Origin of the sequence: uncultured Anaerococcus sp., from assembly GCF_947253225.1 — a bacterium.
Taxonomy (GTDB): domain Bacteria; phylum Bacillota; class Clostridia; order Tissierellales; family Peptoniphilaceae; genus Anaerococcus.
The window spans coordinates 21,064-34,062 of record NZ_CAMXYR010000003.1; the positions used below are offsets into that span (position 1 = coordinate 21,064).

Annotated in this window: 12 protein-coding genes; 1 reads left to right on the forward strand and 11 read right to left on the reverse strand. The window is 38.4% G+C overall.

What is annotated here, in order from left to right:
- Positions 1-94: 94 nt before the first annotated feature.
- The 7 genes from glpK to Q0W95_RS00865 form a co-directional block, all read right to left on the reverse strand.
- Positions 95-1,600, reverse strand: coding sequence for a glycerol kinase GlpK (gene glpK, locus Q0W95_RS00835; RefSeq protein ID WP_297788635.1), 1,506 nt, complete (start codon positions 1,598-1,600; stop codon positions 95-97).
- Between the two features lie 11 nt (positions 1,601-1,611).
- Positions 1,612-2,181: a glycerol-3-phosphate responsive antiterminator gene (locus Q0W95_RS00840; protein WP_297788638.1), complete on the reverse strand. Its 570-nt coding sequence runs from the start codon at positions 2,179-2,181 to the stop codon at positions 1,612-1,614.
- Between the two features lie 186 nt (positions 2,182-2,367).
- Entirely contained in the window at positions 2,368-2,976 is a 609-nt protein-coding gene (locus tag Q0W95_RS00845) for a sugar transferase (protein WP_297788641.1), read from the reverse strand.
- Positions 2,977-3,026: 50 nt separating this feature from the next.
- On the reverse strand, positions 3,027-3,725 hold the full coding sequence (locus Q0W95_RS00850) for a pseudouridine synthase (RefSeq protein ID WP_297788644.1): 699 nt from the start codon (positions 3,723-3,725) through the stop codon (positions 3,027-3,029).
- Positions 3,722-4,048 carry a PadR family transcriptional regulator gene (locus Q0W95_RS00855; RefSeq protein ID WP_297788647.1) on the reverse strand — a complete coding sequence of 109 codons (327 nt, stop codon included), beginning with the start codon at positions 4,046-4,048 and terminating at the stop codon, positions 3,722-3,724. The genes Q0W95_RS00850 and Q0W95_RS00855 overlap by 4 nt, the downstream gene beginning before the upstream one ends.
- 34 nt (positions 4,049-4,082) lie before the next feature.
- On the reverse strand, positions 4,083-6,632 hold the full coding sequence (locus tag Q0W95_RS00860; RefSeq protein WP_297788650.1) for an ATP-dependent DNA helicase: 2,550 nt from the start codon (positions 6,630-6,632) through the stop codon (positions 4,083-4,085).
- Entirely contained in the window at positions 6,629-7,135 is a 507-nt protein-coding gene (locus Q0W95_RS00865; protein ID WP_297788652.1) for a GNAT family N-acetyltransferase, read from the reverse strand. Before Q0W95_RS00865 ends, Q0W95_RS00860 begins: the two co-directional genes overlap by 4 nt.
- A gap of 113 nt (positions 7,136-7,248) precedes the next feature.
- Between Q0W95_RS00865 and Q0W95_RS00870 the strand changes: the two genes are divergently transcribed.
- Complete coding sequence (locus tag Q0W95_RS00870; RefSeq protein WP_297788655.1) at positions 7,249-8,430, forward strand: FAD-dependent oxidoreductase; 1,182 nt, start codon at positions 7,249-7,251, stop codon at positions 8,428-8,430.
- A 168-nt stretch (positions 8,431-8,598) separates the two neighbouring features.
- Here Q0W95_RS00870 and Q0W95_RS00875 read toward each other — a convergent pair whose 3' ends face one another.
- From Q0W95_RS00875 to Q0W95_RS00890, 4 genes are all read right to left on the reverse strand, one after another.
- The gene (locus Q0W95_RS00875; protein ID WP_297788659.1) at positions 8,599-9,540 is read right to left on the reverse strand and encodes a serine hydrolase; all 942 of its coding nucleotides are present in this window, start codon (positions 9,538-9,540) and stop codon (positions 8,599-8,601) included.
- A gap of 208 nt (positions 9,541-9,748) precedes the next feature.
- Complete coding sequence (gene groL / locus Q0W95_RS00880) at positions 9,749-11,368, reverse strand: chaperonin GroEL (RefSeq protein WP_297788662.1); 1,620 nt, start codon at positions 11,366-11,368, stop codon at positions 9,749-9,751.
- 15 nt (positions 11,369-11,383) lie between these two features.
- Positions 11,384-11,665, reverse strand: coding sequence for a co-chaperone GroES (locus Q0W95_RS00885; protein ID WP_297788665.1), 282 nt, complete (start codon positions 11,663-11,665; stop codon positions 11,384-11,386).
- Between the two features lie 71 nt (positions 11,666-11,736).
- The gene (locus tag Q0W95_RS00890) at positions 11,737-12,981 is read right to left on the reverse strand and encodes an aminotransferase class I/II-fold pyridoxal phosphate-dependent enzyme (protein WP_297788668.1); all 1,245 of its coding nucleotides are present in this window, start codon (positions 12,979-12,981) and stop codon (positions 11,737-11,739) included.
- Positions 12,982-12,999 lie beyond the last annotated feature (18 nt).

A 12,999-nucleotide genomic window follows, 5' to 3' on the forward strand; every position in this document is an offset into this window, starting at 1 on the left:
AAAAAGCAAGCCAAAGTAGGGTCATACTTTAGCTCGCTTCCTCTAATCATTATTCTCTTGTTATTATATTATCACAAATTTTATCTTTTGTAAATTATTCTTCGTAAGTTTTTGCCCAGCTAAAGGATCTGTCGACTGCTCTTTGCCAGTTCCTATCTTTCTTATCTCTTTCATCTCGACTAATTGATGGGTTAAATTCTCTATCAACTTGTCTATAGGCTCTGATTTCATCAAGGTCCTTGTAATATCCTACCGCAAGACCAGCAAGATAAGACGCTCCGAGGGCAGTTGTTTCCAAAGTTTTTGGTCTTTCTACCTTGGTTTGAATCATATCAGCTTGGAATTGCATCAAGAAATTGTTGGCACTTGCTCCACCATCAACCTTCAATTCGTGGAGATTTCTTCCACTATCCCTAGACATGGATTGGAGAACATCGTTGGTTAGGTAGGCAAGGGATTCGAGGGTTGCTCTTACTATATGGTATTTGTTAGTTCCCCTTGTAAGTCCAACTATAGACCCTCTGGCATAAGCATCCCAGTAAGGTGCCCCAAGACCAGTAAAGGCTGGAACAACATAGCAACCATTAGTATCGTCCACCTTGCAAGCCATATACTCTGTATCATCGGCAGCATCGACAATCCTAAGTTGGTCTCTAAGCCATTGGATAGCAGAACCTGCAACAAAGATTGACCCCTCAAGGGCATATGTAACCTTGCCATCCCCAAGTCCCCAAGCGATTGTAGTAACCAGACCATTTTCTGATTTTACAGCACTTTCTCCTGTATTCATTAGGAGGAAGGCACCTGTCCCATAAGTATTTTTGGCATCCCCCTCATCAAAACAAGTTTGACCGAAAAGAGCTGCTTGTTGGTCTCCTGCTATACCTGCTATTGGAATTTCACCATCGAAGTAACCTGCAAAGGTATTTCCATAAACGTGAGAAGATGGTTTTACATCTGCTAACATGCACTTTGGAATATTTAAGATTTCGCATAGTTCATCATCCCATTCTAGGGTGTGAATATTAAAAATCATAGTTCTTGAAGCATTTGAATAATCTGTTACATGAACCTTGCCACGAGTGAGATTATAAATTAGCCATGTATCGACAGTTCCAAAAAGCAGTTCGCCATTTTCCGCCCTTTGTTGACCATTTTCAATATGATCTAGAATCCATCTAATCTTAGTTGCTGAAAAATATGGGTCTACAACAAGCCCCGTCTTATCTTGGATAGTTTTTCTGTAACCATCTGCCACAAGTTTATCCGCCATATCAGCTGTACGACGACATTGCCAAACGATTGCGTTATAAACTGGCTTACCAGTCTCCTTTTCCCAAACTATAGTTGTCTCTCTTTGGTTGGTAATACCAATAGCCTCTATTTCACTAGCATCTATACCGAGTTTTGCAATAGCTTCTGTGCAAACTCCAAGTTGAGTTGACCAAATTTCTGTAGCATCATGTTCCACCCAACCTGGATGTGGGAAGAATTGGGTAAATTCTTTTTGGGCCACAGACATGATTTCACCTTTTTTGTTAAAAATGATTGCTCTATTACTTGTTGTTCCAGCATCTAGTGCCATGATATATTTTCCCATAATATCTCCTTTTACATTTTCCAAACATCTGTGTTAGAAGATGATATAGCAATAGCGTTAGCCTTTAGAGCCTCCACCACATCGGATTTCTCCTTGATAAGTCCTCCCGCAACAATAGGAATCCTAGTTCTTTTCGATAAATCAGCCAATACCCTTGGCATAATTCCTGGAAGAATTTCAATAAGGTCGCAATTAGCTTTTTTGACAGTTTCTTTGACATTCTCATAAGATAGAGAATCCAAAACAAAAAATCTTAGGATGGCAAAAAGTCCTATCTGCCTAGCATAGCTGGCATTTTGGGGCCTTGTCGTAATAATTCCATCAGCCTTAGTGTAATTTTTAATAAAAGATGCAGACAAAGGGGAGCTTGACAAGCCTTCTATTAAATCCTCATGAACCATAACTATTTTCCCCTTACTTTTAAGTTTATTTACTATGTGGGGGATGCTTTCTACAGTCCCAAAAAGCACGAAAACTATTTTGTTTTCACTATCCAAAGAGTCTCTTAAATCTTTGTTGTTCTTAGTAGCCATGATTATGGGATTTTCATACATAGCCTCGAAAATCTCTTCCTTTGTCATACAACCTCCAAAATACAGAAAGCGAGCATGTATATATCTACGCTCGCCTTCTCTTTTATATTCTCTTACAAGTAGTTTACCATAAAAAATAAATGCTTGCAATCATTTTCATATTTTTCTTTAATTATAAATAAAACTGGTATTTACTTAGTCAAGCCAAGGCTTTTCCTAGGAAAAGGATAGGAGTTACTTGAAGTTTTCATCGTCCTTCTTGCCCTCGCTGATACCTTCTGAGGAAAGCACTTGTGGAATAGTCTTTAGGATAATCTTTAGGTCATTTAGGAAACTAACTTTACTAGCATACTCGCCGTCAGTTTCTGCCTTCTTCCTAGGTGGGAGATTGTCCCTACCAGATATTTGACTAAGACCTGTAATTCCTGGCTTTACACGAAGAGCGTCAAAGTCTTTTCTTAGTTTTATAAGCTCTTCTTCCTTGAGAATTACAGGCCTTGGTCCTACAAGGCTCATATCCCCTTTGACAATATTTATTAGTTGGGGAAGTTCATCAATGGAAGTCTTTCTTATGAATGCTCCAACCTTGGTGATGTAGCTTGTAGCATTATCAAGCTCCCAAGTAGCTTGGTCTTTGGGCGCTTCCATCTTCATCGACCTAAACTTATAGCACAAGAAAGGAATCCCATCCTTACCCGATCTTTCTTGGATGAAAAAAATCTTGCCCTTGGGATCTTCAATTTTTATTGCCAAAGCTGTTAATAAGAATATCGGAGATAGTAAAATTAGGGCAAGTCCTGCCAAAAGTCTATCTATAATATTTTTAACATACTTTTCATACATATTTTACTCCGTCTATCAAACAATTTTCCTAGGAAACATCATCCTATATCTTACTCCACAAATAAGGAAATTTCATCATCGCTTAGTTCCCTGTATTCTCCCTCTTGTAGGTGACCATCAAGTTTTAAAGCTCCTATGGCAAGTCTCTTTAGGTCAACTACCTCGTTGCCACAATTAGCAAAGAGCCTTTTTACTAGGTGAAACTTGCCTTCGGTTACGGTAACTTGCGCCTCATTTTCTTTTAGAATTTTAAGGTTTGCTGGTCTTGCTGTGTAGTCGTCTTCCTTGATATAGACTCCCTCTTTGAAAATTTCTATAAGACTTTCATCAATTGGATCTCTTGTCTTAGCTAGGTAGACCTTTTCTGTGTTAGAATTTGGGCTTGTAACCTTGTGGATGAATTTGCCATCAGTTGACAAAAGCAAAAGTCCTGTCGTGTCCTTATCAAGTCTTCCTGCTATGGAAAGGTCAAGGTTTTTGTAGAAATCATCCAAAAGGTCAATGACAGTTGGATCCCTATCCTCAGTTGCTGACAAATATCCCTTTGGCTTGTTCATCATTATATACAAATTTTCAAAGTAGTCTACGAAGTGGCCCATGTAGTAAACCTCGTCGACCTTTGGGTCAACTTGGATGGAAGTATCTTTTACAAGATTTCCATTTACTTCAATAGCTCCTTTTTTGGCATTTTTCTTGATATTCTTTCTTGTATCAAGACCTGAATTGCCTATCATCTTATCTAATCTCATCTTCTGCCTTTCTCAAGCACCCTACTAGTAGCAAGGCTAAGCTCGTCAAATGATTCATAAAAACCACGCAAATACTCGCTACCCTTGGGACTTATATAGTAATACTTTCTCCTTGGTCCTATCTTTGACTTCTTGTAGGCACCTAGGATAAAGCCTTTTTTTGATAATCTTTGAAGGATTGGGTAGACCGTTCCCTCAGTCATGGCATAGAACCCAGAGTTTTTTAGCTCCTCAACGATTTCATAGCCGTAGGTTTCGTTATTTTTTATTATATGGAGGATAATCCCCTCGATTACTCCCTTTAACATTTGAGATTCTATCATAATATCACCTACCTATATTGTATAACATAGTAGACTAAATGCAAGCTCTCTTACAGTAAAATCGCATAGGGCAAAGCTTACACTCGCCCTTATCTGTTGTTTTTTCGTTAAAGTTTTCGTCTACAATATTTCTTGCTATCCTGTCTATGGCAAAAATATCAAAATCCTCTTCTTCAACCCTTATCTCCTGATCTTTTTCTATGAAGTAGAGTAACATCCCTGTCGGATTTTCTCCATTTTCCTTCATTAGATTTTTGTAGGTTATAAGCTGTCCCTTGTATTTTTCAAGAGCCTTTTCATCAAAAGAGCCCGTCTTTAGGTCGATTATGGTTCCGTCTTTTAAGATTAGGTCGAGGCTACCTTGGAGGATATAAAAATCCCTATCAGCCTTGTAATTTGCCTCGCTATTTCTCACATCAAATCCCATATTTAAAAGGTTTGATATGCTTGCTATATAGGCAGGATTCTTCTCTAGGAAGGCCTTCATATCATCCTTGATGAAATTATCCGAGTAGAGGTATTCAGCAAGGGCATGAACCCTGCTACCAAAGGTCAAACTTTTAGTTTTATGAGTTTTGTAGGAAAGTTTCCTCAAAAATAGGTACTTTTGGGGGCAGGTATGGTAGATGGCTATATCTGTAGTATAGGCTAGGATAGGCTTATCCTTTTTTTCTGCTTCTTTTTTGAATGCTATTGTAGAAAGATTGGAGCTTGAATCTAGGCTATTGGCAAAGGCCTTGATTCTTTTATCCCTTGAATTATCAAAGACGACCAAAAGATTTTTCGCCCTTGTAAAGGCTGTGTAATACTTCCTATAAAAATCTAGCTGGTCTTGGTCAGAACTTGGTTTTCTCTCATACTTTTCCAAAAATTTCTCCCCAAATCCCCTCGGATAATCATTAAGGCTTGAAACAAAAACTACATCAAATTCCAAGCCCTTGGCCTGGTGGATGGTCATAAAGTTAACCCCATCCTCGAAAGAATCTTCCTCATCGTATTCTGCTAGGGCGTTATTCTTATAATAAACATAGAGGTAGGAGAAGATAAATTTTAGCTTTGAACTTTCTTGGTAGGTAAAAATATCATCAAAGTCGACACATAGGCTAAGGAACTTGCCAATATTTTTCTGGATTCTCATCTTGGCACTTTCGTCTTTGGCCCAACCTATAATTTTCTGGTGAAAATCAAGGCCCAAGGCTCTATATACAATAGCAGAGAGTTTTTCTCCCTCTCCAATCTTATTTAAAAAGTCCCTTATTTCATCATTGGCCCCTAAGTTTTCATCTTCTAGGATACTTGCCAGATACTTTCTGTACTTATTTTTCTTCCAGTCCTTTTGGCCAGAAAAATCAAGGTGAATCTTATCGACTCCAGCGTATTTTAGGAGGATATAGACCATAAGACGAATTTCTTTCCTATAGAAATACTGATCACTCTTCCTATTTATCACCCTAAGACCCGATTTTTCCAAGGCTAGCTGGAGGGTTGAGGGAAAATCATTGTAGAAAGACGGAAAAAGAAAGGCGATTTGCTTGGCCTTGATTTTTTTTGTTAGGTGGTTGACTATAGCCACAATATTTCCAATATTTTCTGCCCTCGCCCTAACTATGGTGTTGGGGTTTTCCACTTGGTCAACTGCCATCAAGTCTTTTTTGCCCGTTGGCTTTACCTTGTCTATGAAGGTCTTGGCCTTAGCAACTATAAATTGGTTTGACCTATAATTTATCATAAGCTTGTAGGCTGTCGACCTTAGTCCAGTTTTTTGGTAAAATCTTTGGTCAAAGTCTAGGAGGTTGTTGGCTGATGCTCCCCTGAAGGAATAGAGGGCTTGGTCATCATCCCCAAAGACAATAATATTTCCCTTATTGCCTAAGTTGAAGGCGATTTCTTCTTGGATAAGGTTGGTATCTTGGTATTCATCCACCACAACAAGGTCAATTTCCCCTCTAATTTTTTCACCTATAAGGGGATCGGCTAAGAGGTCATGAAATCTCTTTAGGATTAATTGGAAATTGATAAGACCCAACCTATCCAAAAGCCCCTCATAGGTCCTATAAATTGCATAGGCAAGCCTATCCCTGGCATCTTCAGATTCTTTAAGGGCTTGTAAGTCGAGCAAATTGTTTACGATGCTTTCAAAGATTTCCAAAACCTTGGAGGTCGGATTCCCTTGGATTAGGTCAGAAAATCCTTCAAGGCTTGTGAAAAGCTCAATGTTTTCCATCAACAAATACTCTTCCATATTTGAGTCAATTACTGTAAGGCTGAAGAACTTATCATCAAGTTTCCTAAATTTTTTGATAAAATCAATGGCTAAGGAGTGGAAATTTCCTATCATCATATTTTTTAGGTCAACGTTTAGCTTATCTTGCTTGAGCTTACTAATAATTCTCGTATTTAACTCTCTAGCAGCCTTTTTGGTAAAGGTTGTGATTAGGATTTTGTTGGGAGAAAATCGTCCTCTCTTGATTTCTTCTGCCACAAAATTAACTATGGTATGGGTCTTTCCTGTACCAGGCCCTGCTAGGACATAGGCTGGCAATTTAGCGTTTTTTATTATCTCTTCTTGGTCTTTATTAATCATAAAACTTTCTCATAGCAAATCCTAGCCTTAGGAGTGCCATCCTCATCTATATGGATTTGTCCAAGTTCCCTAAAGTCAAACTTAGCCAAAAGCCCCCTCATCCTAAAATTATCCTCGTGAGTGTCAATCCTTAACGAATCCCTAGCTGATTTTTGTGCAAAGTCAAGAACCTTTTCCATAAACTTTGTCCCAAGACTTGGTATTTTCCCGCTGGTATCGACCATCATAGTGTGGACTACCAGATAATTTTTTCCCTTGAATTTATCCTCGTGGATAGTGTAAGTTTCTTCTACAGTAGGAGAAAGAAAGGCATAGCCGACAACTTTGCCATTTTCCTCAAGGACATAGGAACCCTTGTTTGCTAGTTGCTTCTTGACTATCTCGATATTGGGATTGGTCTTTTGCCATTGGTCGACCCCATCATCGTGAAGGGACTTTCTAGCCATGGCTATAAGCCCTCCTATATCCTTCAAATCATCAGTCCTAGCCTTTCTAAAATCCATAAATTTCCTCCTTCTTACTCTTCTTATTATACTCCCTAAATTCCTTAGCTTGGTTTGTAAGATAATTTAACAACCTGTATAATGATACTATAATAAAGACAGGAAGGAATTTTATGTACGATTATTTAATTATAGGAAATGGAATTGCTGGCCTATCAGCAACCGAAGAAATCAGAAAAAAAGACGAAAACGCAACAATCCTCATAGTTTCAGAAGAAAAACCATCTACCTATTGGAGAACAAGACTATCAGATTTAATAAGTAAAGACTTCACTGATGATGAAATTTTTGTTAAAAAACACCCTTGGTATAACGAAAGAAAAATCGAGGAAAGACTTGCCACTAAAGTAGAGAAAATAGATCCAGAAAAAAGAATTGCCTACCTTACAAATGGCGAAGAAATCGCATTTGCTAAGGCTCTACTTGCAACAGGAGCTACAGCCTTTGTTCCACCAATCAAAAATGTAGATGCCCAAGGAGTTTTTGCTATTAGAACTGTGGACGACTTGAGAAACTTCAAAAATTATGTAGCTGGCAAAAAAGAAGTTGTCGTAATCGGTGGAGGTATCTTGGGCCTTGAGGCAGCCTTTTCCGCCCAAAAACTCGGACTTTCAATTACAGTTATAGAAAGCTTCGACTACCTTTTAGCTCGCCAACTCGACCGTGAACTTTCAGAAAAACTTGAAAGTAAGCTAAATGAAATGGGAATTAAGACCTTCACAGGCAAAAATACCGAAGAAATCTTGACCAAAGATGGTGTAGTTTGTGGAATAAAACTTTCTGATGGCACAACAATCTCAGCTGATGCAATCATGGTTCAAGCAGGAATCAGATCAAATATCAAAATCGCCCAAGATTCAGGCCTTCAAACGGAAAGGGGAATCATGGTTGATGACCACCTAGAAACAGCCCATAAGGGCATATTTGCAGCTGGAGATTGTGCTCAAATCGGTAAATTTACCATAGGTCTTTGGACTTCTAGCCAAGAGATGGGCAAAATCGCTGGCCACAACATGACTGGAGATAACGAATCCTACATTCAACCAAAACCATTCTCAACCCTCATGCTTGGCGATATCAAGCTATTTTCTGCTGGAATGAACTCTGGCGAAGGAGTTGAGGAAGAGAAGAAAGAAGTAGGAGCAAATATCTACAAACTTTTCAAAAAAGATAACTCCTATGTTGGAGGCATCCTCTGGGGCGATATCAAATACCAAGCAGATGTCAAAAACATAGTATTTAACCATGTAGATCCACAAGAAACTAAACTCGGCACAGAAGTTTTTGGAAAGTAAGAACCCACCTATAAGTTATAGAAAAACCACTAGCCCGTAAGTAAGCCTAGGTTTACTTTATGGGCTTTTATAATAGATACCTCATCCTCATATCCCCATCAAAGCTTAAAGCAAAATATATTTACACTTAAAAAGAAGTCGGACTTTTATTGCCGACTTCAAGCTTTTTCAATTTTTCTCTATGATTGTATTAATAGCCGCCTGAACAGCTTGGTACCTATCCTTATCCGACTTTGCCGCTAGGCAGGTTATCAAATATCTTTTGCCATCTTTTTCATACAAGGCAAGTAGATTATAAGATTCAGCCATAGTACCAGTCTTTAACCCCTTGATATATTTATTGTAATATAGTGAACCTCTATCCAAAAACTCATTAGTGTTTTTCCAGGTAAAATCTCCCTGGATAGTGTGGATGGTAAAGGAGCTTTCTCCCACACATTCTCTGACAAAGTCATAGGCAAGGAGCTTTAAAGCTACCCTATTGATATCATCCAAATCTGTGTAAGCCTGAGTAGAAAAGCCACTAGGGTCGAAGAGGTCTGTATTTGTATAGCCTTCTTTTTGTAGGTAGTCTTTGAGGTTTTTCACAAAGTATTCTACATATTCTTTCGTGCTATAGCCATCTCCAAGCTCTTTTTTACCAATATTATAGGCCAGTGCATAGGCTGCATCGTTGCCAGAAGGGACAAGCATGGCTTGGATTATTTGCTTGACTGTATATTCTCCACTTCTTAAATCTGCTAGGGATGAGCCCTCAGGAACAAGGCTTATGAGTTCATCACTTATCTCGACCTTATCATCTAGCTTTACCTTAGTCATCGCATAATCTATTGCAAAAAGCTTAGCTAGACTTGCGACAGATGGCAATTGTTTGCCACCCTCATAGAATAAATACTTTCCCTCATCAAGGTCATAGACCGAAAAAGCCAGGGCATCTTCAGGAACTTTTACGTCTTTGGTATTCACTATAAAGTCTACCTTGTCATATAAACTTTTATAAAGTCTGGATTCTAGAATTTTATTCTTAAATAAGCCAAATGTTCCTAGAAGTATTAGCAAAAGAATGAATCCTCTAGTTAAAAATTTCTTTCCTTTATTATTTTTTTTCATATTTTTCCTATCCTCTTAGCTCTATTTATTAAGATTATATAAGTTAGCCTTTATTTTTCAATCATTAAATTCTATAATCCATATGAAAAAAATGATAAAGGTTTATTTAGTCTTACTTTTAAATTAGACCTATTGAGCTTTCAAGCAAAAGAAAAAGGGGAGTTTCCTCCCCCGCCTTACTCCCAATCATGGATTGAGGTTCTGGTTTTTAATACATACCTGGCATACCTGCTGGCATTTGTGGTGCTTCTTCTTTTGGTAGGTCTGCTACTGCTGCTTCTGTTGTTAGAATCATTCCTGCAACTGAAACTGCATTTTGTAGGGCAGATCTGGTTACCTTGGTTGGTTCTACGATTCCTTTCTCGAACATATTTACAAATTCATCATTGTAAGCATCGTATCCCTCGTCTTTAGCAGATTGTTTAACTTTTTCTACTATTACAGAACCATCCATACCAGCGTTTTCTACGATTTGTCTTAGTGGAGCTTCTAGGGCTTTTTGGATTATTATAGCACCAGTTTTTTCATCTCCCTTTAGGCTTTCTTCAAGTTTTACCACTTTTTCGATTGCACCAATTAGGACAACTCCACCACCTGCAACGATTCCTTCTTCTACTGCAGCTCTTGTTGCTGATAGGGCATCTTCAATCCTATATTTTTTCTCTTGCATTTCAGTCTCTGTTGCAGCCCCGACATTGATTACTGCAACTCCACCCGCAAGTTTAGCAACTCTTTCTTGAAGTTTTTCTTTTTCATATTCGCTATCTTCTTTTTCAAGTTGTTGACGAATTAGAGCTACTCTCTCACTTAGGGCAGTCTTGTCACCCTTGCCTTCTACGATTGTAGTGTTGTCCTTGTCAACCTTAACTTTCTTAGCTGAACCAAGCATTTCGATAGTTGTATCTTTAAGATCCATGCTAAGCTCTTCGCTTATTACATTAGCTCCTGTAAGGATAGCTATATCTTCAAGCATAGCCTTTCTTCTATCTCCATAGCCAGGTGCTTTCACAGCTACAACATTGAAAGTTCCTCTTAGTTTGTTGAGGATTAGGGTTGTGAGAGCCTCTCCATCAACATCATCTGCGATTATTAGTAGAGGTTTAGCTGCTTGAACAGCTTGTTCAAGTAGAGGTAGGATTTCTTGGATGTTTGATATCTTCTTGTCAGTTAGAAGGATGAATGGGTCATCAAGTTCTGCTATCATCTTTTCGTTGTCTGTTGCCATATAAGGTGATAGGTAGCCCTTATCAAATTGCATACCTTCAACTACATCTAGGTAGGTGTTGGTTGTTTTTGATTCTTCTACTGTGATTACTCCATCATTGCCAACTTTTTCCATAGCATCAGCGATGAACTTACCAATTTCTGGATCTGCTGATGAGATTGTTCCAACATTTTCTATAGCTTGTTTATCTTCTACTTCTCTTGAATTTTCTTTGATGTAGGCTACAACTTCGTCAGTTGCTTTCTTTAGTCCCTTTTGTAGGACTACTGGGTTTGCTCCAGCTGCAAGGTTCTTTAGACCTTCTTTGATTATAGCATGAGCTAGAACTGTTGCTGTTGTAGTTCCATCTCCTGCTACATCATTGGTTTTTGTGGCAACTTCTTTTACAAGTTGAGCTCCCATATTTTCAAACCTATCTTCAAGTTCTATATCTTGGGCAATTGTTACACCATCGTTTGTGATAGTTGGTGCACCATAAGCCTTATCAAGAACAACATTACGTCCCTTAGGTCCAAGGGTTACCCTAACTGCATTTGCTAGTTTATCAATTCCTGCTTCAAGACCAGCTCTTGCTTCTGATGAAAATTTAATATCTTTAGCCATATCTACGCTCCTTACCTATTCTACAACTGCTAGTATATCATTGTATTTAACTACGATATATTCACAATCATCAAGTTTTACATCAGTTCCTGCATATTGAGAATAAATTACCTTATCTCCAACACTTAGGGAACCTTTTTTCTTTTCGTCATTTTCTATATCGCTAGAAATAGCCACAACTTCTGCGTATTGTGGTTTTTCTTGGGCACTTTCTGGAAGTACGATTCCTGAGGCTGTTGTCTTTTCTGCCTCAGCTTTTTTTATAACTACTCTGTCACCTATTGGTTTAAGCATCATAATAATCTCCTTTTTATTTCTTTAGCACTCTTTACTATCAAGTGCTAACTTACAATATTAATATACTAAGCCTAAAAATTTTTGCAAGTTTTATTTACATAATAGGCCAAGCGACTTACAAGATGTGGGATTTTATCAAGACTAACGCTACAAATAGCCACACGAATCCCCTTATCGGAAGGAATAGTAAAGATATTTTCCCCCTCCAAGCTCTCGCTAATTTCAAAGGCCCTATCCGTTGGAACGAAGGTGAAAAATCCACCAAAATATGGAATCATAGTTAAGGACTTGTCCTTAGCCCTTCTTACAAACTCATCGGCTCTTTGCTCTAGCATTAGCCTAATATCTTCAAGTTCCTTTAAGTATTCTCCCTTATTTTCTTCCCTTTCAAGGTCAATCAAGATTCTTTGGGCAGCATGAGTTCCGTTTGACCAATTGCACCTAGCCGTAAGTGAAATAGAGGCCTCAAATTCTTCTATATTTTCCTTGCTTGAAGAAATCCCAATAGCAGCACCCGACCTAAGTCCATAGGCAGTGTGGGACTTACTCATTGAATAGCAAACTACCACCATCAGATTATCTGGTAAATCGGTAAATTTTTCAAAAAATCTCTTTTGCTCATCGCCATCACCAGCAAATTCTATATAGGCGACATCCACTATTAGGGTAATCCTTTTAGCCTTATCTCTAGCTTTTTCCCTCAGAAAACCAATAAGTAAGTCCCACTCGTCATCAGATAGGGAATACCCACTTGGGTTGTTGCCTGGTGAATTTATAAGTACCGCAAGCCTATCCTTATTTTTTAAGTTTTTATTAACCTCATTTTTGAAGGCTTCGATATTGAACCTATAGGCCTTATCAAAAAATTCATAAGTCTTAAAGTCTCTTTCAAACTCTTCACAGATTTTCTTGTAAGGAGACCAATAATAATCATGACAAACAACAGGATCTCCCCTATCCACATAGGAAAAAATCGCAGACCTAATCGCTCCAGTCCCTCCTGGTGTTGAAATAGCACTAATATAAGCCTTAGGCTTATAAGAGCCAAAAAGAGATTCAACAACCAATCTCCTATAATCCTCTTCTCCCTCAATCGGAGCATAGGAGGCTATGACCTTCCTATCCATCTCATCAAGCCTCTTGTAGACAGAAGCTAAGGCAATAATATTGCCATCATCATCAGCAAGAGTTCCAAGACAAGCATTGATAACTGCATCTTGCCCATATTTTCTCTTAGCATCAGCCACTCTCTTGTTAATCGCAAAGGCAAGGTCTGGTCCCTTATTCCAGCTTCCCTTCCTAATTGTCATTCCCATATCTTCCTCCTCGTTTGT

What these genes read in the sequence shown, in the direction of transcription:
- glpK (WP_297788635.1), bottom strand. Translation starts at nt 1,600, where the DNA reads ATGGGAAAATATATCATGGCACTAGATGCTGGAACAACAAGTAATAGA.
- Q0W95_RS00840 (WP_297788638.1), bottom strand. Translation starts at nt 2,181, where the DNA reads ATGACAAAGGAAGAGATTTTCGAGGCTATGTATGAAAATCCCATAATC.
- Q0W95_RS00845 (WP_297788641.1), bottom strand. Translation starts at nt 2,976, where the DNA reads ATGTATGAAAAGTATGTTAAAAATATTATAGATAGACTTTTGGCAGGA.
- Q0W95_RS00850 (WP_297788644.1), bottom strand. Translation starts at nt 3,725, where the DNA reads ATGAGATTAGATAAGATGATAGGCAATTCAGGTCTTGATACAAGAAAG.
- Q0W95_RS00855 (WP_297788647.1), bottom strand. Translation starts at nt 4,048, where the DNA reads ATGATAGAATCTCAAATGTTAAAGGGAGTAATCGAGGGGATTATCCTC.
- Q0W95_RS00860 (WP_297788650.1), bottom strand. Translation starts at nt 6,632, where the DNA reads ATGATTAATAAAGACCAAGAAGAGATAATAAAAAACGCTAAATTGCCA.
- Q0W95_RS00865 (WP_297788652.1), bottom strand. Translation starts at nt 7,135, where the DNA reads ATGGATTTTAGAAAGGCTAGGACTGATGATTTGAAGGATATAGGAGGG.
- Q0W95_RS00870 (WP_297788655.1), top strand. Translation starts at nt 7,249, where the DNA reads ATGTACGATTATTTAATTATAGGAAATGGAATTGCTGGCCTATCAGCA.
- Q0W95_RS00875 (WP_297788659.1), bottom strand. Translation starts at nt 9,540, where the DNA reads ATGAAAAAAAATAATAAAGGAAAGAAATTTTTAACTAGAGGATTCATT.
- groL (WP_297788662.1), bottom strand. Translation starts at nt 11,368, where the DNA reads ATGGCTAAAGATATTAAATTTTCATCAGAAGCAAGAGCTGGTCTTGAA.
- Q0W95_RS00885 (WP_297788665.1), bottom strand. Translation starts at nt 11,665, where the DNA reads ATGATGCTTAAACCAATAGGTGACAGAGTAGTTATAAAAAAAGCTGAG.
- Q0W95_RS00890 (WP_297788668.1), bottom strand. Translation starts at nt 12,981, where the DNA reads ATGGGAATGACAATTAGGAAGGGAAGCTGGAATAAGGGACCAGACCTT.